Below are 24,357 nucleotides of genomic sequence, written 5' to 3'. Positions count from 1 at the left end.
TCGGACGCCGTGCGGCCCGCGGGATCAGTTCTCGTGGGCCGCACGGCGTTCGATGACCCAGACCGTGAGCTGGGTGCGGTTCGCGAAACCCAGCTTCGTCAGGATGTGCTGGACGTGCGTGTCGGCCGTGCGCTGGGCGATGACCAGACGGCGCGCGATCTCCCGGTTCGTCATTCCTTCGGCGACCAGATCCGCGACCTCGGCTTCCCGGCGGGTCAGCGGGGACGACGAACGCGGGAGCCGCAGGGGCTCCTCGATGTGGTCGTCACCGCTGCCGCCGGCGGCTTCGGCCGGGGTCATCGAGCGTCCCTCGGCGAACGCGCGCTCGAACCGCTCGACGCCGAGGGCCTCGCGGGTGGCGTCGCGGAAGCACCGGTGCGGAATCGACACGGCGACGTCGGGAGTCGCTCCGCAGCGCTCCCACATGGTCGCCGCCGCACCGAAAAGCCTTGCCGCCCGCGTGTTCCCGCCCTGCCGCGACGCGACCCAGGCCAGCCCGTCGACCCGGTACGCGGCGGAGAGCCTGTCGCAGGCACGCAGGTCGATCCGCAGCGCCTCGCGCATCGCCGTCTCAGCGACCTCGGCGTCGCCGAACCACACCTCGACGACACCGATTCCGAAGAGAGCCATCGAACGGTAGTGGCTGTCACCGGCGTCCTCGCACAGCGACAGCATCCAGCGCAGCAGGGCCCGCGCGAGGTCGAGGTCGCCGCGATAGGCCACCGCGATACCGAGGATGAACAGCGGATGCATCTGCCTGCGGACCTCGCCCCGTTCGGCGAAGGCCCGCACCGCCTTCGCGGCCAGTTCCACCGTCGGCTCGGTACACAGCATCGCTGCGAAGCTCCGCACGTAGTCGAGATGCGCCTCGGCCGCCGCGCTGTCGAGGGCCGCCGCTTCGTCCAGCCGGGCACGAGCCAAGGGCAGGTCGGAATGGAACAACGCGCACAGTGCCGACGTGCTCAGCGCGAGCGCCCGCCCAGGCTCGTCCTCCTCCACGGCCGCCAGCGCGCGATCGATCCACTCACGGGCCTCGCGCGCGGCGCCGCTCATCACGAAGTACTCGGAGACCCGGGTTGCCATGCGCAGCGCCACAGCGGCTTCGCCGGGCTCAGTGAGAGACCACGTCAGCGCGACACGCAGGTTCGCGTGTTCGGCGCGCAGCCGGTCGCTCCACGCGGGCTGGCGTGGCCCGAACCATTCGGTGTCGGCGTCGCAGGTCAGCCGGTCATAGTGGTCGCGGTGCCGACGGGCGGTCTCGCGATCCGCCTTCTGGGCCACCAGCTGCTCGTGACCGTAGTCGCGCAGCGTCTCCAGCATTCGGTAACGCACGGTCGTACCGGCGTCCTCTCGCTGCAGCACCGACATGTCGATAAGACCGTCGACAGCGGTGAGGACGTCCTCACCGCGTGCGTCACCGGCGCAGACGTACTCCGCCGCGGCCAGGTCGAAGGATCCGGCGAACACCGAGCACCGTGCCCAGACCACCCGCTCGGCCTCGGTGCACAACGCGAAACTCCAGTCCGCCGTCGCCCGCAGGGTGCGCTGCCGTTCGGGCACGGTGGGTGAGCCGGTGCTCAGCGTTGCCAGGCGGTCTTCGAGCCGCTGTGCGATCTGGTGCGGCGACAGCGCCCGGATCCGGGCCGCGGCGAGTTCGATACCCAGTGGCAGCCCGTCCACCTGACGGCACACCTTGGCCACGTCCGGCCCGTTGTCGTCGGTGAGCCGGAACGAGGGCAATACCGAGCAGGCGCGATCGACGAACAGCTGGACGGCCTCGCTGGCCGCGAGCTCCCGCGCGGAGGTGACGTGTCCGGATGGGACGGTCAGCGGCGGCACGGCGTGAACGTGTTCACCGGTCACGCCGAGGGACCGCCGGCTGGTGCACAACACCACCAGCCGCGGGCAGTGGCGCAAGAGCATGGCGACCAGCTCGGCGCAGCCCGCGACGAGATGCTCGCAGTTGTCGAGCACGAGCAGTAGCTGTTTCTCGCGCAGATAGTCGGCGACCGTGTGCAGGGTGGGTCGGAGCGACCGGTCGTGCAGCCCGAGCCGGTGCGCGATCAACCCGGCGAGTAGGCGCTCGTCGCGCGCTTCGGCGAGCGGCACGCCGACCACCCCGTCGGCGAACGCCCGGCAGATCCTGGCCGCGACCTGTTCGGCGAGACGGGTCTTCCCCACCCCGCCCGGACCGGTCAACGTGACCAGACGCGCGGACCCGAGCAGCCTGCGTACTTCGGCGCCCTCCTCCTGCCTGCCGACGTAGGTGGCCAGTTCCGTCCAGGCTGGGGACGCGTCACCGGTGCGGGAATCGGTCCACATGGCCGGTCACCTCGACCGGTCCGGCCCCGAGGGGTCCCCGGGCCGCAGCATCCGGATGGCCAGCTCGGCGTAGGCGTCGGCGAGGTCGGCGGGTCCGTAGCCGGAGGTGGGAACGAACCAGTACGGCGCCCGGACACCCATGCTCGCGATCGCCGCCGTGGTCGCGACGACCTCGGAGCCGTCGAACACTCCTTGTTCGACACCACGGATACCCACCTCGACAGCGATCTGTTCGGTACGTTGCCGCAAGGCGAGGACCTCCTCGGCACGCGCCGGGGAAAGGTGGTGCAACTCGTCGTTGGTGACGATGGCCAGCAGCGGGTACGTGACGTGGTTGAGCACATGGGTACGCACCAGTTCCCGGATCTGGCTCACCGGGTCGGGGTCACATTCGGCGATCGTCCGCTCGAACGAGGTCAGCAGCGCACTGTGTCCGATGTGGACTATCCGCGTCAGGATGTCCTCCTTGGCGGAGAAATGCTCGTACAGACTGGGCGCCTTGATCCCGATCGCGGTGGCGATCTTCCGCACGCTGGTGGCCGGATAGCCATGGTAGGCGAACAGGCGCAACGATTCCAGGAGGATGCGCAGCTCGGTACCCGTGCTGGTCCCCGGCGGCAATTTCGGCTCCACCGCGCGAACCCTGGTCAATGCGGTGAGATCGCGGGTTTGCGGGTTCTCGTTCAGCGTGGTGGCCCTTTCCTCAGACCTGGCCGCTCTCGGCCTTGTCATTGCGCCGCACGTCGCTCCAGTCAGGATCCGTGCACAGCCCGCAGGAGGGGCCCGCGAACTCGGCTTTGGCCCGCTCGTCTCCCTTGAGACGATAGGCGAACCACGCCGTGAGGACACCACGGAACCTGCCGCCGTCGAGCGCCGGTTCGAAATGGCCCGCGCCCTTCAGTTCGGCGTAGACCGCGGGAATCTGGTCAGCGGCCTCGTAGAACGGCAGCACGATCAAGCCGGGTTTGACGATAGTGTCCGTCTGTCCGGCGAGGAAGAGCGTAGGCCCGTGCAGCTTGCCCGCGTCGGCCAGCGGTCCGGGCTGCAGCGCGATCGTCGTGGTGATCAACGGATCGGCCCCGGCGTTGATCGCTCCGGCACCGCCCTGCGAATGCCCCGCCGACCCGATCGCCATCGCGGCGACCTTGCGGTAGTAGCGACTTCCCGGTCGCTGATTCTCTCCGACGAGCCACCGCGCGCCGCCCAGCATCGCCTTACCGTCATTGGCGAACGGCGTGTTGGCCGCCGCGACGATGAACCCGTACGAGGCCCAGTGCCGCAACAGACCGTCGTAGGCCGCCGGAGTCGCCCCGGTGCCGTTCCCCCAGACGATCACCGGATGCGGAGCGCCCTGGTCGAGCGCCGCCGGCCGGTAGAACGTGTGGATCAGCCCGGCGTCGACCGCGACGGCGAACGGCCCGGGATCCGCCCAATGCGGGTCGACCGACGAAGCCACCGGATCGGCGGCCTCGGCGGCGTGTGTGGCCGGTGCGACCAGAACCGCCGCGACCGCGAACAGGACTGCGAGAAGTACGCGAGTAGGGAACTTCATTGTTTCCTCCCTAACGATTGTTAGGGAGGATCGCAGCACCTCCCGTCGCTGTCAACCCACCCCCCTTGCGGGAGGCGCGAGTGGACCGCTAACTTGGAATGGACGTTCCAAGTTAGCGAGGGTGGCCATGCCCGATGTGAAACACTTCGATCCGGACGCGGTGCTCGACTCCGTCGTGCGGCTGTTCTGGCGCCAGGGCGTGGATTCGACCGGGGTCCAGGACATCGTGACCGCGACCGGCGTCAACCGGTCGAGCCTGTACTCGACCTTCGGCGGCAAGCGGGATCTCTACGTCGCGGCGCTGCGGCACTATGTCGAGCGGCGTTCCGAGCCGATCCTGCGACGGCTCACCGACGACACCCGCGGCCTGCCCGCCATCTCGTCCTTTTTCGACGGGCTGATCACGACCCGCTGTTCGGGCGAGCACGCACGATGGGGCTGCATGATTTCCAATGCCCACGCGAACGGGGAAAACGACGATCCCGACGTGCGAGCGGTCCTGCACCTGCACCACGACCGGCTCCGTACCGCGATGCTCGCCGCCTTGGCGCACGCGTCGGATTCCGGGCAGTTACGCCCGGAAGTCACCTCGGCCACGGCCGCCGACATGCTGGCCCTGCTGGCCTATGGCGTCAATCTCCGGTCCCGCGCGGGAGCGGAACCGGAAACGCTCGAGAAAACCGTAACGGCCACGATCAGCTTGCTGGCCGCCTGAGAGGAGACAGTCCCGATGCCCCAGTTCACGGTCCATGACGAAGCGAGCGCACCGGAGAACTCCCGACCCCACTTGGCATCCGCGAAACGCCGCATGGGTTTCGTCACCACGCTGAACGCGGTGATGGCCGAGTCGCCGGAGCTGCTCGCCGGATACAACACCCTGGCGGAACTGTTCGGCAAATCCTCCTTGCCCGCCAAGGCCAAGCACGTCGTCTGGATCACGGCCAGCGTTCAGAACGGCTGCGAGTACTGCGTGGCCGCGCACTCCACGCTGGCGCTGAAGTCCGGAGTGGACAGTGCCACCGTCACCGCCTTGCGTGAAGGCAAACCGCTGCCCGATGACACGCTGGACGCGGCACGGCGCTTCACCGCGTCGATGGTCGCCAACCAAGGCTGGGTTCCCGACGACGAGGTCGCGCGGTTCCTGGCCGCGGGCTACACGAAACGCCACGTGATGGACGTGATCCTCGGTGTCGGGATGAAGACGTTGTCCAACTACACCAACCACATCGCGCACACGCCACTCGATCCCGCGTGGAAGGAGCAGGAGTGGAAGCGCCACTGACCGCCACCTGATGTCTCCAATGTGGGTGACCAGCCTCCTCAAGCCCTCAACGAGATGTTGCGAAAGGCCGCTCGTTATTCCACCGGGACGTACTCACCGCCGGTCCGTGCGGCGGTGAGACCGGCGTACGTGGACACACTGCCGATGAAACGCCCCTGGGTCACGCGGACATAGGACCCGTCCAACGGAAAGACGACCACGAATCTCAACCCGTCGTTTCCTCGGAGAACGACTCGCTTTCTCAAGTTGTCGAGGAATTCGGCGATGTCCCGTTCGATCTCTTCCGCGAATTCGCGCTGCTTGTCCTGCGATATGTCATACAGGTCGGTGTCGATCTCGTAGGTGGCGCGTCTGCCGGTCACGGGATCCAGCGCCTCGAATGCCAACCCGAGCCAACGCAGCGGTTCGACGACCACGGTCGCTTGCCATGTCGATCCGCCAAGCCGCCACGTCGAAGTACCGGCTTCTTCGGTGACCGCGACCGTCCACGTGGTGGTCACCTGGAGCTCGCGAAGAAAAGCCAGGAGTCGATGGCCTCTTTCGGATTTCATGCACCCACCACTGTCGTCATAGCTCAAATCTTATAGGCGTGGTGTCGTCGGTTACCCTGCGCTCTCGTACCCGACCACACCAGGAGAAGCACCTCATGTCCATCGCACCGCTCACCACTCCGGGCTCCTGATCAGGCGGGAAACGTGGACCTCACCATTCATCACCTCCGGTGTTTCCTCGCCGTGGCGGAGGAAAGTCATTTCGGCCGCGCCGCGGCCCGGCTGCACCTGAGTCCGTCCGCGATGAGCGAGCAGATCGCCGCGCTCGAACGGCGCCTCGCCCGGACGTTGTTCCAGCGCACGTCCCGGAGCGTCGAACTGACCGAACACGGCCGGGAGCTGGCGCCACGGGCCCGGCGGGCGATCGCGGCCATGGACGAGGTCGTGGACTGGGCGCGGAAAGCGGTCGACGAGCCGGGGATCCGGGTCGGGTTGATGGTCTCCAGTCCACGGTTTCGCGAGATCATGGCGGCGGTGGCGGAGGAACTGCCGCAGGTCCGCTGGCAGATCCGGCAGCTGGGCTTCCTCGGTTGTTACGACGCGCTGGCCGACGGCGAAGTGGACTGCGCCTTCGTCGCCGAGCTCGGCCGGAACCCGGCTCCCGCGTTCGAGTCGGTGCCGTTGTGGGAAGAAGGGTGCGTGCTGGTGGCCCCCGACCGGCATCCACTGGCCGCGCGGGACTCGGTACGGCTGGCCGACCTGGCCGGGGAAACCTTCGTGTCCGTCGAGGACGACGAGGTGGCCGAACACTGGTATTCGCCGCTCACCGCGGCCGGTGTCGTACCCCGGTTGCTGCCGGTTTCCAGGAACTTCGAAGAGGTGCTCGAACTGTGCGGGGCCGGGCAGGGGCTCAACATCGCCGGGGAATCCGCGTCCGCCACCTACGCGCGACCAGGGCTTTCGTTCGTGCCCATCGTGGATTCCCCGCCTGCGACGACCTACCTCTATCTGCGCCGGGAACGCCGATCCGACGCACTGGAGCGGTTTGTCCGGATCGCCGCCGGACTCGGCGGCCTGGCCCGCTGATCATCCGGATCCGCCGAACGATCGTGCGGATGATCGCGCTGGTGTGGCCCGGTCCGGGCGACCAAGCTCGATGACATGGCACACCGCTTCACCCCGCCGTCGGGGGCGGTCAGGGTCGGCGCCGATGTCGTCTTCGCCCGGCGGGAAACCGGGGACCTGTTGCTCGATCTCTATCGACCCGTCACCGACGAAGCGGTCCCGGTGGTGCTGTGGCTGCACGGCGGCGGCTGGTTCACCGGCGACCGCACGCTGGCACCCGACCTCGTCCAGTCCGCTCTGGCCACCGGCTGCGCGATGGCGAGCATCGAATACCGGCTCTCGCCGCAGGCGTTGTTCCCGGCCCAGCTGCACGACCTGCGCGCCGCGATCCGGTTCCTGGACGCGAACGCCGAACGGTATCGCCTCGTTCCCGGCGCGATCGGGCTCTGGGGCGCGTCGGCCGGTGGTCATCTGGCCGCCCTCGGCGGGCTCACCGGGCACCTCACCGACGTCCCGGGCGAGCGGGAGGCGGGTGCCGTCCCGGTGCGCGCGGTCGCCGCGTCCTATCCACCGGTCGACCTCGCCGAAGTGGTCGCGGAAGCGGAAGCCACCCACCTCGGGCCGAGCGGGGCGCCGTCGCCGGAGGAACGGTTGCTCGGCGGGCATCCGGCGCGGTCGCCGGAGCCGGCACGGCAAGCCTGTCCCCTGACCTGGGTCAGCGCCGCGGCGCCGCCGTTCCAGCTCTCCCACGGCACCGGGGACGTGCTGGTGTCACACCGGCAGAGCGAACGGCTGCACGCGGCACTCGTTGCCGCCGGGGTGCCGAGCGAGCTGTACCTCCTGAAGGGGTACCGGCACGGTTTCCTCAACCCGCCCGGCCGCCTCGACGTCGCGCTCGGCCAGGTGATGGACGACGGGAGGCTCGCGGCGGAAGGCAGCGCGTCCGCCGTGCGGCGGACATCGGCCGACGACGGCGGACCGGCCACGTTCGGCTTCTCCGACATCCACGATTTCTTCCGCAGGCATCTCACGTCCAGGACAGGAGAAACCCGGTGACGACCCCCGATCTGGAGACCATGCACGGCCGCGCGCCGGTCATCGACGCACTGCCCGGGGAACCGGTCCCCTACTATCTCGCCGCGGGCGAAGGCGCACGGTTCGAAACCGGCGGTCTCTTGTGGACGGTCATCGCCCGAACCGAGGACACCGGTGGCCTTTTCGACGCGGCGTTCATACTCGGCCCGCGAGGGGCCGAAATCCCGTTCCACACCTTCGCCGGCCATCAACGTTCCTACTACGTCTTCGAGGGCAGCGCCCAGTTCTGGCTGCCGGGCGAGAGCCGGATCCTGGTGCCCGGCGACTCGGTGCACGTCCCGCCGGGCACCCCGGTGGCCTGTCGCATGCTGAGTCACTTGACCAAGGTGCTGCAGTACTCCGCTCCCGGCGGCGCACTGGACGGACTCCCCGGGACGGTCGCGAACGTCGAGCGGCACCTCTACGCGGCAGGCGCTGTGCTCACCGGGGAACTGCCGCCGGGTGCGACGCCGCACGACCTGCCCCGGGTGGCCGCCGGCGAGGCGTGGGACGACACCCTTCCCGTCGGCACCGAAGGCTATTTCCTGCGCGCCCGCACCGGGGAGCGGCGAGGCTGGCCGGACGCGGTGAACTCCTTCCTGGCCAGGGGCCGCAACACCGGTGGCCGATACTTCGCGGTGAACACCCTCGCCGCACCCCAGCCGTACATCATCCGGCATTTCCACCAGCGGCACACCGAGAACTTCCTGTGCCTTTCCGGCCGGATCTGGCTGTGGGTCAACGGTGAGGAAATCCTGCTCACCCCGGGGGACTTCCTGCACGCCCCACCCGGAACCGTGCACAGCTTCGCCGTCACCGCGCACAACACCCAGCTACTCGGCGTGCTCACCTCCGACATCTTCGAGCCGTTCTTCGACGTGACCGGGGTGCCGACCGAGGACCACGTGCACACCGAGGGACTCATCGACCCGTCGATCGTGCTGGGCGGCATGCGGGCCAACCCGGATCTGGACGTCGTCGTGGCCGGTGGCCCGCCGGAACGGGTTCGGGCGGCCGGTATCTGAGATCCTGGCTTGACTCGGGCGACGAGCCGCCCGCGAGACCGAGCGAGGACGAGTGAGAACGATGCCGAGAGGTCGCCGTCCTGGCCGCACGGGATCCGTGGTCGGTCGCATGTTCCAGGTGCTGGACGCGTTCAGCGTCCAACGACCGACGCTGAGCCTCAGCGAAATCGCCCGCCGGGCGGATATGCCACTGTCCACAGTGCACCGTTTGTTGAACGAGCTTTCTTCCTGGGGCGCCGTCGAGCGAGGCGAAGACGGATTGTTCCGGGTCGGGTTGCGCCTGTGGGAACTCGGCGCGCTGGCGCCGCGCGGACAAGGACTGCGGGAGCGCGCGCTGCCGTTCCTCGAAGACCTTTCCCAGATCACGAAGGAAAACGTGCAACTCGCGGTCCGTGAGGGCACCGAGGTCGTCTTCATCGAACGTATCGCCGGTTCCGGTGCCGTGCCCGTGCTGACCAGGGTCGGCGGCCGGTTCGCGCTCACCGCGACCGGCGTCGGCCTGGTGCTGCTCGCGCATGCCCCCACCGCGGTACAGGACGAGGTGCTCGGCAAGCCGATCGAGCGCTACACCCGCAAGACGGTCACCGATCCGGCCGGGTTGCGGCGGATGCTCGCCGACGTCCGCACCAACGGCTTCGCGATCAGCGATCGGCAGGTCACCATGGACGCCCTGTCGGTGGCCGCGCCGATCGACGACGGCCGCGGGCAGGTCGTCGCCGCGGTGTCCCTCGTCGTCCACCACACCGGCACCAAACCGCACGCGCTGGCTCCGCTGGTCCGCACCAGCGCACGGGCGATCTCCCGCGCCCTGATCGCACCGACCTAGGAAAAGTCTTCCATCTTTCGGAAACGCTGTTCGGCGCGACCGGTCCTTTTCGTCAGGCTGACCTCGGCTTCCTGGCTCTGCCCTCGACGACGAGGAGACACCGATCATGACCACCACCATCCCGCGGGACCAATGGTACGTCGCCGCGTACGGCACCGAAATCGAACAGGAGCTGTTCTCCCGCACGATCTGCGGTGAGCCCATCCTCTTCTGGCGCGCTCGTGACGGCGAGGTCACCGCGATGGCCGATCGCTGCGTGCATCGCCGCTTCCCGCTGTCACAAGCGCCTTCCCGGCTCGTGGACGACCGAGTCGTCTGCGGCTACCACGGATTCACCTACGGCACCGACGGCAAATGCGTCTTCGTGCCGGGCCAGCAGCGCGTCCCGCGCACCGCCCGGCTACGGCGATACCCGTTGGTGGAGCAGGATTCCTTGATCTGGGTCTTCATCGGCGACCCGGAAAAGGCGGATGCCTCGCGTATCCCGCGGGTGCCCTATCTCGACTCGCCGGACTACACCACCGTGCGCGGGATGGAACCGCTGAAGGCCCGGTACTCGCTACTGGTCGACAATCTTCTCGACCTGTCACACGAAACGTATCTGCATGGCGGTTACATCGGCACCCCCGAAGTGGCGGAAACGCCGATCACGACGGAGGTCGACGAGGACGCGGGCATCGTCTACGTCTCGCGTCACATGGACGACGCCGAATGCCCGCCGTTCTACTCGAAATCGACGGGGCTGCGGGGCAGGATCGCGCGCTGGCAGGACATCGAGTACACCCCGCCCTGTCTGTACAAACTGCACAGCCGCATCGCGCCGACCGGATCGGTCCCCCGGCCGGACGGAAGCGATCCGGACGCCTTCCACGTCGAGGTGGTGTACGCGATCACCCCGGAGACGGAACACTCCACCCACGACTTCTGGGCCGTCGCCCGCGACTTCGCGCTCGGCGACGACGAGGTGTCGAAGTTCCTCGCCGAAAACAACCGCACCGTGGTCCTCCAGGACGTCGTCGCGCTCGATGTCCTGGAAAAGGTCATCGAGGCCGAGCCCGACGGTTATCAGGAACTGTCGATCAACATCGACACCGGCGGCCTCGCGGCGAGGCGGATGCTCGCCAGGCTACAGAACCCCACGGCCACGGCATGACCGGCGCTCCCGCGAACCGGCCGATGTTGTCCGGCGACCGCGTGTACCGCATCCATTGGGTGCTGGGCACGGACCTGTTGCGCGCGGTCTGCCACTGCTCCGCCGAGCGAGACTTCGAAGACCCCGTCCAGCTGTGGGAATGGCTGCTCGCCCATCCCAGCGGACACGACCCGGAATCCTCCCGATGAAGAACACACCCCACACCGAGCACGAACTGGATCTGGTGCTCGAACGCAAGGAAACCCTCGCCGACGACGTCGTCCGGTTGTCCCTGCGGCATCCGGACGGGGACGCCCTTCCCGGCTGGGAACCGGGTGCACACCTCGACCTCGTGCTGGAGTCCGGCCTGACCCGCCAGTACTCGCTGTGCGGTGATCCGCGGGACTCGTCGGTTCTCCAGGTGGCCGTGCTCCGGGAAGAGGCCGGACGCGGCGGGTCGCGGTACGTGCACGACACCCTCGCCGAAGGACAGCGAGTGCGCGTGCGCGGTCCCCGCAATCATTTTCCTTTGGTGGAAGCCGAACGCTACCTGTTCATCGCGGGCGGCATCGGCATCACGCCGATCCTTCCGATGATCGCGCGGGTGGCCGCGGCCGGTGGCGAGTGGCGTCTCGTCTACGGCGGCCGGACCCGCTCCTCCATGGCCTTCCGCGACGAGCTCGAAAGGCGCTACCCCGACCGCCTCGAACTGCACCCACAGGATGAACGCGGCCTGCTCGACTTGCCCACGCTGCTCGCCGGAGGTGACGAAGACGTCGAGACGGCGATCTATTGCTGCGGACCGGAAGGCCTGATCACCGCCACCGAAGAGCACTGTGCGCATCGACCGGCCGGTGCCCTGCACGTCGAACGATTCACGCCGAAGGAGGGCGCCGCCGCGGGTCCCCGCGGGGCTTTCGAGGTGGAGCTGGCACGGACCGGCACCGTACTGGAAGTCCCCGCCGACCGCTCCATCCTCGACGTCGTCGAAGAAGCCGGGACGACCGTCCTTTCTTCGTGCCGGGAAGGAACCTGCGGTACCTGCGAAACCCCCGTGCTTTCCGGAAAACCGGATCATCGGGACTCGCTTCTCACCGACGAAGAACGGGACGCCTGCGACACGATGATGATCTGCGTGTCCCGCTCGTGGTCACCCCGTCTGGTCCTCGACCTCTGACGGTGGCGCGCTGGTGGACCTCGACGGCGTGCGGGCCACCGAGTGCCCCCGCCTGCTCCGCGGTTTCGGGGAACACGGCCATCGCCCCGGGGGCCTCGCCGCGAGCGGCGGCGGTGCGCGCCAGGGCGGCGGCATCGAGCAGGCTCTGGAAGACGGCGTGGTCCTGGGTGCCATCCGCGCCGAGGCGGAACTGGCGGGCGACGTCGACCCCGGAGACGGTCGCGACGGCCTTGACGCGGTGGTCGGCGTCGACCTCTGCGTGGGGGACGAAGCCACGCTGCGCCATACGACGCGCGTACGTGCCAGAGGCCTGTTCCTTCACGCCGGTGCCGGGGTGACCGACGACGAGCGCCGGGCGCGGGCCTGACGTCGGCGTGTCGGGGAGGTAGAGGTGGGCGGCGAGCGGGATGTCGGCGCTGTCGAAGCTGACGGTGGTCCTGGCCATGGGGCACTCTCCTGAGACGGTGACGAGATGTCGTCGCGAACCCGGGCGGTGCCCCCGCAAACCCGTGCCGGGATCCCCGCGGTGGCCGCACACTGGAGTCATGAGTTCCGACCCCGACGCCAAGGCGCCGGGAGCCTTCCTCAAGGCTCGCCGGGCCCAGCTGACCCCGAAGGAGTGCGGTCTTCCCGAGACGGAGTCCGCCCGCAAGGTCGCCGGGTTACGCCGCGAGGAAGCCGCTCAGCTCGCCGCCATCAGCGTCGACTACTACACACGACTGGAACAGGGCCGTGTGCGGGCGTCCGCACGATGCGGCCGCGCAACCGAAGAGGTGTCCGGCTACGTCTTCGGCACATGAGATGGATAGTGACGTGTCTTGTGCTGGTGCTGGCGGGATGTGGCGCGGTCGCCGACGGGAAGACGCGGCTGGAGGCCTTCGTGCGCCTCGACGGCCTGCACAAGAGGTCGGCGGACCTGCGGCCCGCGGAACTGGGCACAGCCGAGGCGCGGGCGTTCCAACGAGCGCTGGAGAGTGCCGAGATCGCGACCATGGATGAGGTCCGCGCGGCTTTGTCGTTCGTTCCGCCGTCCGATCGGCGTGCTTTCGCCTTCGCCGTGCCCGGTTGCACCGAGGACAGCGCCGAGCTGACCTTGGCGCACGGCGCGCTGACCGTGCGCCTCACCGGCGGGGAGAATGTCAACTGCGCTCAGGCGAACTATTTCCTCGCTGTCTTTTCCCTCGAACGTGATTCGATACCGCCGACGCCGAAGTTCTCGACATCGCCGGGGTGATGCTCATCCGCGCCGAAACCGCGCAGGAACGTGTCGACGATGACATCGGCGGCGCGCGCGTCGCTCAGGTCGGGGAGTTCGCGTGACGCAAGGTGCAGCAACTGGCCGAGCACGTGACTCGCCCAGCGGTCCGGCCGGCCGGGCCGGAGCAGTCCGTCCTCGGTGGCCCGCCGGAGAAACCGTTCGACCTCGTCGACCGCCCGAAGCCGCCGCGCCCAGATCTCCGGTTCCGTCCGCATCCTGCTGAGTTCGACGGGCCACTTGCGGTTCACCCCGACGATTCCCTCGACGTACCGGTGCAGCGCGACCGGCACTGGCGCCTCCCGGAGCCGGGCGGCTTCGATCGCCGCCTCGATCGCGTCCAGCCGGGCCTCGTACACCGCTGTCAGCAGTTCGTCCCGTCCGGCGAACCGCCGGTACACGGTGCGGCGGTCCACGCCCGCCTCGGCCGCGATCGCGGCGACGCTGGTCGCGGGGTCGTCGGCGAGCATGCGGGCCCCCGTGGTCAGCACGAGTTCCAGGTTCCGCGCGGCATCGGCTCTCACTGTGCCAACATACCCACACGTGTAGCGCTTCGCGCGAGTACCCGCTACATCGCCGAGGCACTGCCGGGGCGGGTCGCACAGCAGCGTGTTCTTCACGTAATGCCGGATCCGCCGGTGCATCCGCTCGTAGCCGACCGGGTCCCGCCACCGCAGGTGTGCCTCCAGTGCTTTCCGCAGGACGCCGTTGATGTCCAGCCCGTGCCCCGGTGTCTCGACGTAGGGCCGGGTCCGCAACCAGTCGAACAGTTCCGCGGCGTCGCCGCCCGGTACGGCCACCCGCAAGAGGTCTTCGGTGGTGCAGCGGGCGTGCGCGCACACGTGAAGCGCCCACCGGTGCCGCGGCGACGGAACGTCGTCGAGCAGGGTCTCCAGCACGGTGTCGACCACGTACCGCACGGCCTCGCGCCGCGACGGCCCTCCGGTGTGCGACATGCTCCGGCCGACCTCGGCGGCCAAGGACAGCGCGAACGGGTTGCCCGCCGCGAAATCCACAATGGACCGAACGAATCCGGCGTCGACACCACGGGCCTCGACCAGCGCCGCCGACTCCGTGGCGCCGAGGGCTTCCAGCCGCCGCACCACCATCGCGCCGGACCACGCCGGATCGGTGATCCAGGCGACGCCGGGACCGGTACGGCTCGCCACGACGACGATCGAACCGGCGGGCAGCGTGCGAAGGTAGGTGTCGCGCAGCCAGGGCTCGAGTTCGCCGTGCCGCTCGAACGAGTCGACGAGCGCGACCGGGCGGGCGGAGGTCCCCGCGACTCCGGCCGCGAGCCGTTCGAGACGTTCCCGCAGTTCCGCGGTCGTGAGGTCGTGAAGGCGCCACACCGTCCGCCCCGCGACCTCGGCGTCGTCGGCGTACCGGCGCAGCAGGGTCGACTTGCCGATGCCCGCGTGACCGCGGATGAAGAGCACCTCGAGACCCTCACCGCGTTCGCGTTCGAGCATGGCCGCGAACGCCGCACGCTCGGCGTCCCGTCCGACGAACCGGGAATCGGCGTTGCGGTCCAAAGCCGCGCCCGCGGGTTCGCTCGGCGGTTCCTCGGCAGGCGGCGCCACCACCCGGGGACGCGGGGCGGGCACGTAGGCGTCCTCGGCGTCGGGGTCCGCCCGCAGGATCTTCTCGTGGATCGCCCGCAGCCGGGAGCCAGGGCTGACCCCCAGTTCCTTGCCGAACAGGTCGTAGACCATCCGGTAGACCTCCAGCGCCTCTGCGCGGCGGCCGCCGCGGTCAAGGGCAAGCAGGTAGATCTCGTACAGCGGCTCCTCCAGCCGGTTCAGCTGGATGAGGAGGGGCACCTCGGCCACCACTTCGGCGTGCTCCCCCAGCTCCAGTCGCAGTCGCAGCAGCTCCTGGGTGGCGATCAGCTTCAGCCGTTCCAGGCGGGAACGTTCCCGCTCCGCCGCGTCGCCCGGCACGCCGGCGAGCGCGGTGCCCGTCCACAGGTCGAGCGCCTCCCGCAGATGCCCTGCCGCACTCGGCACGTCACCGCTCGCGCGCTCCTGCCGTGCCGTCTCGACCAGCCGCGTGAACTCGGCCGCGTCCAGCATGAACAACGACGAGTCGAGCAGGTAGCCACCGGACTGCGAGCGGATCGCCGAACCGAGGCCGTGCGCGGAGAACACCCGGCGGATCCGTGAGATGTAGGTGCGGATGACGGCCTCACCGGTCGCCGGGGCCCGATCGCCCCACAACCCGTCGACGAGTTCGTCGACCCGGACGAAATTCCCGCCGCGGACGAGCAGCAGCGTCAGTACCGCCTGCTGTTGTGGCGCGCCGAGGTCCAGCTCCGCGTCACCGCGGCTGAGTCCGGGCGGTCCGAGGATGGTGAACCGGCATGGGGGCGACACCGCTCGCTGTTGTCCGATCACGACCGCCTGGCTCCGCATATCGGGAAGGTAGGCCTGCCGGAACGGTCCTCGCGAGCGTCACGTGACGCCGTGCTTGTACGTCGCCCCGCGGTCAGTACAACCAGTGGTGTCCCGCGACCACCTCCTCGGGCGACCGCGCCGCCGCCCACGCGGCGTCGGACTCCCGAACAGCACGGAAGGCGTCGGCCAGGTCCGCGCCGAGGACCGCGGAAACCCGCGCGTCGTCCGCCAGCGCGGCGAGCTGTTCGTCCACTGTGGAGGGAAGGAGGCGGATGCCCGCGGCCGCGCGTTCGGCGTCGGTCCACGTGCCGGGGTCCTGCTGCACCGGATCCGGCGGGGTCAGGCCGTCCTCGATACCGGACACCCCGGCCGCGATGACGACCGCCAGCGCGAGGTACGGGTTGGCCGAGGCGTCCGACGGTTTGAGCTCGACGTTGGCGTGCCCGGCACCCAGGAATTCCGATCCCGGGACCAGCCTCAGCGCCGCTTCCCGGTTCTCGGCACCCCAGAATCCATAGGCGCCGGACCAGAACCCAGGACGCCGGCGCAGCAGCGACACGACGCTCGGCGCGGTGACGGCGACGACAGCGGGCAGGTCCCGCAGCAGCCCGGCCAGGTAGGCGGCCCCGTCCGCGGTGAGGCCGTGCGGTCCGGTGCCGCCTTCGAGCAGGTTGACGCCGTCGCGGCTGACGGAGGTGTGCAGATGCCAGCCGTTGCCGACGGTGCCGGTCTCCACGAGCGGCGAAAAACTCGCCCGCAGACCGTGCGTGCGGGCGGCGGCGTGGATGGTCTGGCGGGCGAGCAGCTGGTGATCGGCCGCCGTGAGCGGGTCCTGGGCCGCGATGCTGAGCTCGAACTGTCCTGGCCCGTACTCGCCGTGGAACTGGTGCACCCCGACACCGTTTCGGTCCAGGTCGCGCAGCAGCTGCTCGGCGAACCCGTCGACGGCCAGCGTGCGGACGGGCCCGTAGGAGGGACCGTCGTGCACCGGGCGGAACCCGTCCGCGTCCGCGGTCGTGAGCTGGAACTCCATCTCGTAGCCCGCGCGCACGGTCAGGCCGGCGCTCGCGGCCCGCTCCACCTGCCGCTCGAGTACCCGTCGCGGGTCGTAGGGCCACGCCGAGCCGTCGGCGGCGACCTGATGTCCCGGCGCCCAAGCGAATCCGGGCTGGCCGGACAGGCGCACGAGGCCATTTAGCTCGGGCACGAGCCGGATGTCCCCGGAAGGGGTGGCGAGCCCCTTGTGCCCGAAGGTGATCGCGTCGTGGGAGTCGAAGACGGCGAAGAGCGGCGTGATGCCGATCCCGGTGCGCGCGGCAGACGCCAGTCCGCGCACGGGAACGGTGCGCGAACGAGTGATGCCGTTGTTGTCGGCCCAGGCGACGATGACACCGACGACACCCTGATCCGCGAGCTCCGCCACCGTGTCCTGTACGTCCTTGCCCACCTGGTACCCCTCATCCGTCGCGTTCCCGTCAGCACACCATTCCTACTGCAGTGGCGCGGACAACCGGTAGACGTCCGATCCACGAATCGTGGTGACGTACACCGATGACGTCGTCCGACGGTCGCCGCGGCGCTTCCCGCGTTCGTAACGTGGTCGGCACAAACCCTGGAACGCAAAGGAAAGCCGATGTCTGAAGTCACCTACACCGCGGTCGCCTCCTCCACCGCGGAAGGCCGCAACGGCGGGCACGCGAGGTCCGACGACGGCGCGCTCGACGTCACCCTCGGCGTGCCGAAGGCCTTCGGCGGCGCGGGCGACGGCACCAACCCCGAACAGCTGTTCGCCGCGGGCTGGGCGTCCTGCTTCGTCGGCGCGGTGCGCCGGGTCGCCGCCGCGAAGAAGGTCACGCCGACCGACCTCGCCGTCGTCGCGGAAATCACCCTGCACCACGACACGGAAGCCAACGACTTCAAGCTGAGCGCGGCGCTGCACCTCGAAGCCTCCGGCGTCGACCAGGCCACCGCCGACGAGCTGGTCCAGGGCGCGCACCAGCTGTGCCCGTACTCGAAGGCCACGCGCGGCAACATCGAGGTCTCCCTCGACGCCACCGTCGCCTGACCCTGTTCCTCGAGGCCGCCCCGTGCCCCCAGGAGGCGGTCTCGAGCCAACCCTCTGTTGGGTAGGAAGTACATGAAGGTCCCCTTCCTTGCGCCTGGCGCCAATGCCAGGAAGTTGAGCGACGGTGCCTGAGGTTTCCCTGATCATCCATAAAGGACGCTTACCGTGGTAAATTGTCCGTTTGAGTAGCATTTGCCCGTATTTCCAAGTCTGTGAAGGCCTCCTTGAGGGACTCTGGGTCCCTCAAGGAGGCCTTCACGGACCCACCAACCCTCGTCGGCGAACCAGCGCCGCCCGAACGTCCGGTACCCGCTGGAACCGGACCACCTGACCAGGGAAAACACGCTAAAACAGCACCACGCCACCGACCTTAAGTTCCTGGCATTGGCGCCTGGCGCAAGGAAGGGGACCTTCATGTACTGGGGAGACCCGCCGTCCTCCACCACATGCGTCCTCTGTGGACAACCTCCTACCGCAACCGCCTGTCTCCTGGCTCACCTATGTGCCACTAAGTCGTATTAAGAGCTACACTAGTGTGACACTTCAGCTTCAAAGGAGCCCTTGAGTGATCACCTACGAGCAGCTCTTCATCGGCGGCGAATGGACCGACCCGAGCAGTACGGAACTGCTGGAAATCCGCTCCCCGCACGACCGAACGACACTGGGCCGCGCCGCGCAGGCGCTGCCCGCCGACATCGACCGGGCCGTAGCCGCCGCCCGCAAGGCTTTCGACGAGGGACCGTGGCCGCGCACCTCGCCCGCGGAACGGATCGCGGTCATCCGCAGACTCCTCAAGCTCCGCGAAGAGCGCGCTGAGGAAATCGCGGCGCTCATCTCGGCCGAAAACGGTTCGGCACTGTGGTTCACCAAGGCGGGCCGGCCCGGCCTCACCCGTCAGGCCAACGCCTACCTGAAGGCGGCGGAAGAGTTCGGCTGGGAGGAGACACTGGAACCGTCCGACCCGGCCGCGCCGTTCCGCTCGGTCGTGCGCCGCGAGGCGATCGGTGTCGTCGCCGCGATCATCCCGTGGAATTCGCCGTTTTCTTCGGCCATGGCGAAGATCCTGCCCGCGCTGCTGGCGGGCAACACGGTCGTCCTCAAGGTCTCGCCGGAGAACACGCTCAGCATGAACCTGCTCGCGCGGCTGCTGGAAGAGACCGGTCTGCCCGAGGGCGTGATCAGCGTGCTGCCCGCCGACCGCGAGACCAGCGAGTACCTGGTCAAGCACGCCGACGTCGACAAGATCGCCTTCACCGGTTCGACCCGCGCCGGTCGCCGCATCGCGTCGCTCGCGGGTGAGCAGCTCAAGCGGGTCAGCCTGGAGCTGGGCGGCAAATCGGCCATGATCATCCTGCCGGACGCCGACCTCGACGCGGCGATCCAAGGTGTCAAGTTCGCTTCCCTGCTGAACAACGCCGAATCGTGCATCGCGCAGACCCGTGTCCTCGCCCCGCGCGGCCGCTACGACGAGGTGGTCGCCGGGCTCAAGGAGCTCATCGAATCCCTGGGCGTGGGAGACCCGGCCGATGAGAAGACCTTCATCGGCCCGATGGTCCGCCTCGACCAGCAGCAGCGAGTGCTCGACTACATCCGGATCGGTGTCTCCGAAGGTGCCCGGCTCGTCACCGGAGGCCCGGAAGTCCCGGCTGGGCTGGAAAACGGCTTCTACGTGACACCGACGCTGTTCGCCGACGTGGACAACTCGATGCGTATCGCGCAGGAGGAGATCTTCGGCCCGGTCCTGGTCGTCATCGCCTACGACGACGAGGACGACGCCGTCCGCATCGCCAACGAATCCGAGTACGGCCTGTCCGGCGGCGTGTGGTCGGCCGATCCCGCGCACGCCATGGAGATCGCGCGCCGCGTGCGCACCGGAACCATCACCGTGAACGGCGCCCCCATCGGGTTCGACGGCCCGTTCGGCGGCTTCAAGGCCAGCGGTCTGGGCCGCGAGTACGGCGCGGTCGGGCTCGGCACCTACACCGAATACAAGACCGTCACGCTTCCCGCGACGGCATGACGACGAACACGCCGGTCCGGGCTTCCCGCACGGGAAGCCCGGATCTCGTGGGTCAGAAGTGGTCCACGTCGACGATCGCCTGGGTGAACGGCTGCGGCGCCTCCTGCGGCACGTTGTGCCCGATGCCGGCGAACACCCGGTGGGCGTACTTGCCGGTGAACTTGCCCCGGTAGGACATCCCGTCGGTCGCGGCGCCGTCGAAGTCACTCCCGATCGTGATCGTCGGTACCGCGATGGCGGGGGCGGTCTGGAGCTTCTGCTCGTAGGACTCGTACTGCGGCTCGCCTGCCGCCAGGCCCAACCGCCAGCGGTAATTGTGCACCACGATCGCCACGTGGTCCGGGTTGTCGAACGCCGCCGCGCTGCGGTCGAAGGTGGCGTCGTCGAAGTTCCACGCCGGGGAGGCGTTCTTCCAGATCAGCTTGGCGAAATCGTGGCGGTTCTTCGTGTAGCCGAGAACGCCGCGCTCGGTGGCGAAGTAGTACTGGTACCACCAGCCCTGCTCGGCGGCCGGGGCCAGCGGCTGCTGGTTCGCCACCAGGTTCGTGATCAGGTACCCGCTCACCGCGACCAGCGCCTTGACGCGCTCCGGCCACAGCGCGGCGATGACGGCGGCGGTGCGCGAACCCCAGTCGTAGCCGCCGAAGATCGCCTTGTCGATCTTGAGCGCGTCCAAGAGCGCGATGACGTCGAGCGCGATCGCCGACTGCTGCCCGTTGCGCACGGTCTGCGCCGAAGTGAACCTGGTGCTGCCGTAACCACGCAGGAACGGCACGATCACCCGGTAGCCCTGCGCGGCCAGCAGCGGCGCGACGTCGACGTAGCTGTACGGGTCGTAGGGCCAGCCGTGCAGCAGCACCACCGCCTGTCCGGTCGCGGGCCCGGACTCGAAGTAGCCCATGTCCACCGCTCCGGCGGTGATCTGCTTGACCGGGCCGAGCGAGGTGTTCTTCCCGGAGCCCGCCCGCAGATCCGACCCGGGCGGAGCCGCCGCGGCCGGTGCCGCGCCTGGTTTCGGCGAGCAGGCGGCCAGCGACGTCGCCGCCACCCCCGCCACCACCGTCTGCCCGAACAGTCTCCTGCTGATCATCTGAAAACTCCCCCGTTCGAGATGTCTTTTGACGTCGACGACGTTAGGTACCGCGCGCGGGGTTCCGCGCCTGTCGGATGACGCTGCGGGTGTACGTCACCGAGGCTTTGGCCGTCAGAACAGCGGCAAGCCGGGCTCCAGGCCCAGCCGCACGCGTCCCGAACCGCCGAAGAATTCCGGCGCCTGGTTGACGTGCTGCAGCGCCACCATCCCGTCGCGGAACAGCCGTTCGAGAGTGTTGCCCCGGTAGAGCGAGGTGGAGCTGCCCAGCTGGTACATCGCGACCAGGGCGTCCCGGCCGACGACGGCCGCGTGTGCCATCGCCGAATGCAGATCGGCGCGCAGGGCGGGAGCGGCGGGCTCAGCGCGCTCAGCGGTCTCGTCGATCCGCCGGGCCACGTCGAACAGGAAGAGGCGCGCGGCCCGTACCGCGGCCTCGTGGCGCGCCAACGACTCCTGCACGTGGGGCTGCTCGGCGAGCGTCCCGCCGAAGGCCGTCGTCTTGCCGGGCGCGAGCGCGACCAGTTCGTCGATGGCCTGCTCCACCGTGCCCAGCGCGACGGCGGTGCAGCCGGCGAAGACCAGCAGGACCGGGTCGCGGCGGTAGGTGGGCCGGTCGAGGCGCAGCGGGGTGTCGATCCTCGCGGTCAATTCGGCCGGGACGAACGCGTCCTCGACCACCACGCCGTGGCTGCCGGTCGCGCCCATGCCGCTGACCTGCCAGGTGTGCTCGATTTCCAGCTGGTCACGACGGACGTGGAACAGGCGCACGTCCGGTTCGCCCGTCTCGGTCGTCGCGGGCTGTTCGCCGTCCATGACGACGCCGAGCGGGACGAACCAGTCGGCCGCCTCGATCCCGCTGACGACGCGCCACCGCCCGGAGAGCCGGTACCCGCCGTCCACCGCGACGGCCTTGCCCGGCTGGCCCGCGTTCGCCAGTACCGGTTCCGGGCCGCCGGTCCAGACCTTCGCCGCGCCCGCCTCACCGAGCATCGCCGCCGTGAAACCGAAATTGGCGTTCCACACGATCCAGGCGACCGAGGTGTCGATCCGGCCGAACCGCTCGTAGACGGTCAGCGCGGTGCTGAGCGACACCTCCAGTCCGCCGTACTCGGCAGGGGTGAACAGGCTGAAGGCACCCGCGTCGCGAAGTTCGGTGATGAGGTGATCCGGCAGGCGGCCGAGCTTGTCGGCTTCGTCCCGTGCGGCTTCGATCGCGCACCGCAGCAGACTCGGCAGGGCAAGTGCCCGGGTGTCCCCGGAAGTGGTGTCGGACATGAGTTCAGGGTGCCGCCGCGGTGTATACGCGCGATCGACGTCGTCGATTCCACGTACAACGATTGTCCACGACGCGGCCATAACTTACCGCGTATGAACAGGAAATCATCAGCCGTTCTGATCGCCGCCGTCGGCCTGTCACTGGCTTTCCTGCCGAGTACGGCGAACGCGACGCCCGGCCGCGGCGTCTCGGCGGTCACGCTTTTCGACCACGTCGTCGACGGCACCGACTACGTGCTCAAGGAGATCACCCTCGCGCCGGGCGGCAGCACCGGCTGGCACTACCACCCCGGCCAGGTGACCGGTTACGTCAAACAGGGCGTACTGAGCCATAACGACGCCAGCTGCGACAGCGACGGCGTCTACCACGATGGACAGCTCATCTCCGAAGAGAGCGGTGCCGGTTATGTCCACATCGGACGCAATCTGGGCACCACACCGGTCGTGCTCGAGGTGCTTTACCGGAGCCCTGCCGGTCAGCCGCTCGCTGTGGACGTACCCAACCCCGGCTGTTCGTTCGAGTGAGCCTCGTCTGCGAAACGTCCATGGATCGTCAATTTCCGGCGCTTACGGTCTCGATGTACGACGAAAGGTAAGGGAATGAAGGAAAAACGAAAACACAGAGCCGGGCGTCGCCTGGCGAGACTCCTGGCGGTGGCCGGGCCCCTCGCCGCGCTGCTCCCCCTCGCCGCGAGCGCCTCGGCCCAGCTCGCGCCCGCACAGGCCACGATTTCGGCCTGCGCGCCGGTGCCGGTCACCGCCCCGCAGGGTGCGAAGATCGAATCGGTGCTGGCCGAACGCCACGAGGGCGGGACCCTCTCGTTCCCGGCGACGGAACTCTCGCCGGCGACCGTGCTCACCGGTGTCCCGGCGTACTGCCAGATCACCGTGACCGTCACCCACCCCGGTGCGGGCGACCACGTGAAGATCGGGATCGCTCTTCCGGAGACCGGCTGGACCGGCAGGCTCCAGGGCATCGGCGGCAGCGCCTACGCCGCGGGCAACTTCGGCGCGCCGCTGGTGCAGGCGGTCAAGGACGGCTACACCGGCGTCACGACCGACGCCGGTGTCCTGAGTGGACTCGACACCAGCTGGGCGGTGACCGGTGACGGCAAGGTCAACCAGGCGTTGCTGACCGACTTCGCGTCCCGTTCGGTGCACGAGTCGGCCCTGATCGGCAAGGACGTGGCGCGCGCACACTACGACCGCGCGGTGTCGTACTCGTACTGGAACGGCTGCTCGACCGGTGGCCGCCAGGGCTACGAGGAAGCACAGGAGCACGCGGGCGACTTCGACGGCATCCTTGCCGACGCGCCCGCGGTGAACTGGACCCGGTTCGCGGTGGCGACTCTGTGGCCGCAGGTCGTGATGAACAACGACCACCACTTCGTCGCCAACTGCGTCCTCGGCGCGTTCCAGAAGGCCGCGATCCAGGCGTGTGACGCACGGGACGGGGTCACGAACGGCATCATCGACCGGCCGGACGAGTGCGGCTACGATCCGCGCTCACTCGTGGGCGCCAAGGTGCTCTGCGACGGCCGGGAGATCACCGTGACCACCGCGGACGCGGACGTCATGCGCGAGATCTGGAACGGCCCGACCGACGAGCGCGGCACGAAGCTGTGGGCAGGACTGCCCAAGGGCGCGGATTACACCTGGCTGGCGGGCACACAGCCCGACGCGAACGGAGACCTGTTCTCTCCCGGTTTCCCGGTGGCCGTCCAGTGGGTGCAAAGCTTCCTGGAGAAGCAGCCGGGGTTCGACACCTCGAAGCTCACCTACGCCCAGTACCGAGACCTGTTCCGCCAGTCGGTGCGGGAGTACGACCGGGTCATCGGCACCTCCGATCCGGACCTGTCGGGCTTCCACCGCGCGGGCGGCAAACTGATCACCGTCGTCGGCACGGCGGACCAGCTGATCCCGCCGGGCGGCACCCTCGCCTACCGCGAGCAGGTCGAACGGCGGATGGGCGGCGCGGCGCGGGTGAACGACTTCTACCGCCTGTTCCTGGCACCCGGCGTACAGCACTGTGGCGGTGGCGCGGGTGCGCAACCGGTCAATGCCCTCGGCGCGCTGGTCGACTGGGTCGAGCACGGCAAGGCCCCGGCCACCCTGGCCGCGACCACTCTCGACGGCTCGGCCTCGCGGGACCTGTGCCCGCTGCCGCAGAGGTCGCGCTACACCGGTCACGGTGATCCGGCACTGGCGTCGAGCTACCGCTGCACGAGGTTCTGACGTCGTGAGCGGCGATTCGGGTCAGTGAGGGGTAAGCCGAACGTGGCGTGCGGCTTGCGATATCGGGCT

Annotated in this window: 23 protein-coding genes and 2 pseudogenes; 15 read left to right on the top strand and 10 right to left on the bottom strand. The window is 68.9% G+C overall.

The features are described from left to right. Nucleotides 1–24: 24 nt before the first annotated feature. The 3 genes from ACZ7KI_RS13315 to ACZ7KI_RS13305 all read right to left on the bottom strand — a co-directional run bounded on the left by ACZ7KI_RS13315 (nt 25) and on the right by ACZ7KI_RS13305 (nt 3,874). A complete protein-coding gene (locus tag ACZ7KI_RS13315; RefSeq protein ID WP_470273396.1) occupies nt 25–2,322 on the bottom strand; it encodes an ATP-binding protein in 2,298 nt (765 codons plus the stop codon). 6 nt (nt 2,323–2,328) lie between these two features. Beyond that, on the bottom strand, nt 2,329–2,955 hold the full coding sequence (locus ACZ7KI_RS13310) for a TetR/AcrR family transcriptional regulator (protein WP_470273395.1): 627 nt from the start codon (nt 2,953–2,955) through the stop codon (nt 2,329–2,331). 70 nt (nt 2,956–3,025) lie between these two features. Next, a complete protein-coding gene (locus ACZ7KI_RS13305; protein WP_470273394.1) occupies nt 3,026–3,874 on the bottom strand; it encodes a poly(ethylene terephthalate) hydrolase family protein in 849 nt (282 codons plus the stop codon). A gap of 127 nt (nt 3,875–4,001) precedes the next feature. On the opposite strand from ACZ7KI_RS13305, the gene ACZ7KI_RS13300 reads away from it, so the two are divergent. Next, nucleotides 4,002–4,589, top strand: a complete 588-nt coding sequence (locus ACZ7KI_RS13300; protein ID WP_470273393.1) for a TetR/AcrR family transcriptional regulator — start codon at nt 4,002–4,004, stop codon at nt 4,587–4,589. A gap of 15 nt (nt 4,590–4,604) precedes the next feature. Next, nucleotides 4,605–5,156, top strand: coding sequence for a carboxymuconolactone decarboxylase family protein (locus ACZ7KI_RS13295; protein ID WP_470273392.1), 552 nt, complete (start codon nt 4,605–4,607; stop codon nt 5,154–5,156). 74 nt (nt 5,157–5,230) lie between these two features. On the opposite strand, the gene ACZ7KI_RS13290 is transcribed toward ACZ7KI_RS13295, so the two are convergent. After that, nucleotides 5,231–5,707, bottom strand: coding sequence for a hypothetical protein (locus tag ACZ7KI_RS13290; protein WP_470273391.1), 477 nt, complete (start codon nt 5,705–5,707; stop codon nt 5,231–5,233). A 144-nt stretch (nt 5,708–5,851) separates the two neighbouring features. On the opposite strand from ACZ7KI_RS13290, the gene ACZ7KI_RS13285 reads away from it, so the two are divergent. The 7 genes from ACZ7KI_RS13285 to ACZ7KI_RS13255 all read left to right on the top strand — a co-directional run bounded on the left by ACZ7KI_RS13285 (nt 5,852) and on the right by ACZ7KI_RS13255 (nt 11,946). After that, nucleotides 5,852–6,733: a LysR family transcriptional regulator gene (locus ACZ7KI_RS13285; RefSeq protein WP_470273390.1), complete on the top strand. Its 882-nt coding sequence runs from the start codon at nt 5,852–5,854 to the stop codon at nt 6,731–6,733. A 75-nt stretch (nt 6,734–6,808) separates the two neighbouring features. Continuing rightward, nucleotides 6,809–7,768: an alpha/beta hydrolase fold domain-containing protein gene (locus ACZ7KI_RS13280; RefSeq protein WP_470273389.1), complete on the top strand. Its 960-nt coding sequence runs from the start codon at nt 6,809–6,811 to the stop codon at nt 7,766–7,768. Continuing rightward, nucleotides 7,765–8,811 (top strand): quercetin 2,3-dioxygenase, encoded by a 1,047-nt coding sequence (locus tag ACZ7KI_RS13275; RefSeq protein WP_470273388.1) that lies wholly within the window; start codon nt 7,765–7,767, stop codon nt 8,809–8,811. Before ACZ7KI_RS13280 ends, ACZ7KI_RS13275 begins: the two co-directional genes overlap by 4 nt. 109 nt (nt 8,812–8,920) lie before the next feature. Next, entirely contained in the window at nt 8,921–9,637 is a 717-nt protein-coding gene (locus ACZ7KI_RS13270) for an IclR family transcriptional regulator (RefSeq protein WP_470273387.1), read from the top strand. 106 nt (nt 9,638–9,743) lie between these two features. Next, nucleotides 9,744–10,790: a Rieske 2Fe-2S domain-containing protein gene (locus ACZ7KI_RS13265; RefSeq protein WP_470273386.1), complete on the top strand. Its 1,047-nt coding sequence runs from the start codon at nt 9,744–9,746 to the stop codon at nt 10,788–10,790. Next, complete coding sequence (locus ACZ7KI_RS13260) at nt 10,787–10,978, top strand: hypothetical protein (RefSeq protein WP_470273385.1); 192 nt, start codon at nt 10,787–10,789, stop codon at nt 10,976–10,978. Before ACZ7KI_RS13265 ends, ACZ7KI_RS13260 begins: the two co-directional genes overlap by 4 nt. Beyond that, nucleotides 10,975–11,946 (top strand): PDR/VanB family oxidoreductase, encoded by a 972-nt coding sequence (locus ACZ7KI_RS13255; protein ID WP_470273384.1) that lies wholly within the window; start codon nt 10,975–10,977, stop codon nt 11,944–11,946. Before ACZ7KI_RS13260 ends, ACZ7KI_RS13255 begins: the two co-directional genes overlap by 4 nt. Here ACZ7KI_RS13255 and ACZ7KI_RS13250 read toward each other — a convergent pair. Continuing rightward, on the bottom strand, nt 11,861–12,391 hold the full coding sequence (locus ACZ7KI_RS13250; RefSeq protein ID WP_470273383.1) for a hypothetical protein: 531 nt from the start codon (nt 12,389–12,391) through the stop codon (nt 11,861–11,863). The two genes, ACZ7KI_RS13255 and ACZ7KI_RS13250, sit on opposite strands and share 86 nt — an antisense overlap. A gap of 100 nt (nt 12,392–12,491) precedes the next feature. Here ACZ7KI_RS13250 and ACZ7KI_RS13245 point away from each other — a divergent pair. Then, nucleotides 12,492–12,686, top strand: a pseudogene (locus tag ACZ7KI_RS13245) (helix-turn-helix domain-containing protein); the annotation flags it as partial. A gap of 68 nt (nt 12,687–12,754) precedes the next feature. Continuing rightward, nucleotides 12,755–13,180: a hypothetical protein gene (locus ACZ7KI_RS13240; RefSeq protein ID WP_470273382.1), complete on the top strand. Its 426-nt coding sequence runs from the start codon at nt 12,755–12,757 to the stop codon at nt 13,178–13,180. On the opposite strand, the gene ACZ7KI_RS13235 is transcribed toward ACZ7KI_RS13240, so the two are convergent. The 3 genes and pseudogenes from ACZ7KI_RS13235 to ACZ7KI_RS13225 all read right to left on the bottom strand — a co-directional run bounded on the left by ACZ7KI_RS13235 (nt 13,105) and on the right by ACZ7KI_RS13225 (nt 17,047). Then, a complete protein-coding gene (locus tag ACZ7KI_RS13235) occupies nt 13,105–13,725 on the bottom strand; it encodes a TetR/AcrR family transcriptional regulator (protein ID WP_470273438.1) in 621 nt (206 codons plus the stop codon). The two genes, ACZ7KI_RS13240 and ACZ7KI_RS13235, sit on opposite strands and share 76 nt — an antisense overlap. A gap of 858 nt (nt 13,726–14,583) precedes the next feature. Further along, nucleotides 14,584–15,279: pseudogene (locus tag ACZ7KI_RS13230) on the bottom strand (BTAD domain-containing putative transcriptional regulator); the annotation flags it as partial. Between the two features lie 412 nt (nt 15,280–15,691). Further along, a complete protein-coding gene (locus tag ACZ7KI_RS13225; protein ID WP_470273381.1) occupies nt 15,692–17,047 on the bottom strand; it encodes a type I glutamate--ammonia ligase in 1,356 nt (451 codons plus the stop codon). Between the two features lie 186 nt (nt 17,048–17,233). Here ACZ7KI_RS13225 and ACZ7KI_RS13220 point away from each other — a divergent pair, with 186 nt between their 5' ends. Together ACZ7KI_RS13220 and ACZ7KI_RS13215 are read left to right on the top strand one after the other, a co-directional pair. Continuing rightward, nucleotides 17,234–17,665 (top strand): organic hydroperoxide resistance protein, encoded by a 432-nt coding sequence (locus ACZ7KI_RS13220; RefSeq protein WP_470273380.1) that lies wholly within the window; start codon nt 17,234–17,236, stop codon nt 17,663–17,665. A gap of 565 nt (nt 17,666–18,230) precedes the next feature. After that, nucleotides 18,231–19,685, top strand: coding sequence for an aldehyde dehydrogenase (locus ACZ7KI_RS13215; protein ID WP_470273379.1), 1,455 nt, complete (start codon nt 18,231–18,233; stop codon nt 19,683–19,685). A gap of 52 nt (nt 19,686–19,737) precedes the next feature. Here ACZ7KI_RS13215 and ACZ7KI_RS13210 read toward each other — a convergent pair whose 3' ends face one another. After that, complete coding sequence (locus ACZ7KI_RS13210) at nt 19,738–20,775, bottom strand: alpha/beta hydrolase (RefSeq protein WP_470273378.1); 1,038 nt, start codon at nt 20,773–20,775, stop codon at nt 19,738–19,740. Between the two features lie 114 nt (nt 20,776–20,889). Beyond that, nucleotides 20,890–22,053, bottom strand: coding sequence for an acyl-CoA dehydrogenase family protein (locus tag ACZ7KI_RS13205; protein WP_470273377.1), 1,164 nt, complete (start codon nt 22,051–22,053; stop codon nt 20,890–20,892). Between the two features lie 93 nt (nt 22,054–22,146). On the opposite strand from ACZ7KI_RS13205, the gene ACZ7KI_RS13200 reads away from it, so the two are divergent. Continuing rightward, the gene (locus ACZ7KI_RS13200; protein WP_470273376.1) at nt 22,147–22,578 is read left to right on the top strand and encodes a cupin domain-containing protein; all 432 of its coding nucleotides are present in this window, start codon (nt 22,147–22,149) and stop codon (nt 22,576–22,578) included. Nucleotides 22,579–22,653: 75 nt separating this feature from the next. Further along, nucleotides 22,654–24,288, top strand: coding sequence for a tannase/feruloyl esterase family alpha/beta hydrolase (locus ACZ7KI_RS13195; RefSeq protein ID WP_470273375.1), 1,635 nt, complete (start codon nt 22,654–22,656; stop codon nt 24,286–24,288). The last annotated feature ends 69 nt before the right edge of the window (nt 24,289–24,357 follow it).

This window comes from Amycolatopsis sp. NPDC039088, from assembly GCF_055598845.1.
The sequence above is the reverse complement of the archived record's forward strand: the minus strand, read 5'-3'. Positions and strand labels throughout refer to the sequence as shown.

Bases quoted from the DNA above. Each gene is read 5' to 3' on its own strand.
- ACZ7KI_RS13305 (WP_470273394.1), bottom strand. From the start codon at position 3,874: ATGAAGTTCCCTACTCGCGTACTTCTCGCAGTCCTGTTCGCGGTCGCG.
- ACZ7KI_RS13220 (WP_470273380.1), top strand. From the start codon at position 17,234: ATGTCTGAAGTCACCTACACCGCGGTCGCCTCCTCCACCGCGGAAGGC.
- ACZ7KI_RS13270 (WP_470273387.1), top strand. From the start codon at position 8,921: ATGTTCCAGGTGCTGGACGCGTTCAGCGTCCAACGACCGACGCTGAGC.
- ACZ7KI_RS13260 (WP_470273385.1), top strand. From the start codon at position 10,787: ATGACCGGCGCTCCCGCGAACCGGCCGATGTTGTCCGGCGACCGCGTG.
- ACZ7KI_RS13200 (WP_470273376.1), top strand. From the start codon at position 22,147: ATGAACAGGAAATCATCAGCCGTTCTGATCGCCGCCGTCGGCCTGTCA.
- ACZ7KI_RS13315 (WP_470273396.1), bottom strand. From the start codon at position 2,322: ATGTGGACCGATTCCCGCACCGGTGACGCGTCCCCAGCCTGGACGGAA.
- ACZ7KI_RS13295 (WP_470273392.1), top strand. From the start codon at position 4,605: ATGCCCCAGTTCACGGTCCATGACGAAGCGAGCGCACCGGAGAACTCC.
- ACZ7KI_RS13195 (WP_470273375.1), top strand. From the start codon at position 22,654: ATGAAGGAAAAACGAAAACACAGAGCCGGGCGTCGCCTGGCGAGACTC.
- ACZ7KI_RS13210 (WP_470273378.1), bottom strand. From the start codon at position 20,775: ATGATCAGCAGGAGACTGTTCGGGCAGACGGTGGTGGCGGGGGTGGCG.
- ACZ7KI_RS13265 (WP_470273386.1), top strand. From the start codon at position 9,744: ATGACCACCACCATCCCGCGGGACCAATGGTACGTCGCCGCGTACGGC.
- ACZ7KI_RS13255 (WP_470273384.1), top strand. From the start codon at position 10,975: ATGAAGAACACACCCCACACCGAGCACGAACTGGATCTGGTGCTCGAA.
- ACZ7KI_RS13300 (WP_470273393.1), top strand. From the start codon at position 4,002: ATGCCCGATGTGAAACACTTCGATCCGGACGCGGTGCTCGACTCCGTC.
- ACZ7KI_RS13250 (WP_470273383.1), bottom strand. From the start codon at position 12,391: ATGGCCAGGACCACCGTCAGCTTCGACAGCGCCGACATCCCGCTCGCC.
- ACZ7KI_RS13290 (WP_470273391.1), bottom strand. From the start codon at position 5,707: ATGAAATCCGAAAGAGGCCATCGACTCCTGGCTTTTCTTCGCGAGCTC.
- ACZ7KI_RS13205 (WP_470273377.1), bottom strand. From the start codon at position 22,053: ATGTCCGACACCACTTCCGGGGACACCCGGGCACTTGCCCTGCCGAGT.
- ACZ7KI_RS13280 (WP_470273389.1), top strand. From the start codon at position 6,809: ATGGCACACCGCTTCACCCCGCCGTCGGGGGCGGTCAGGGTCGGCGCC.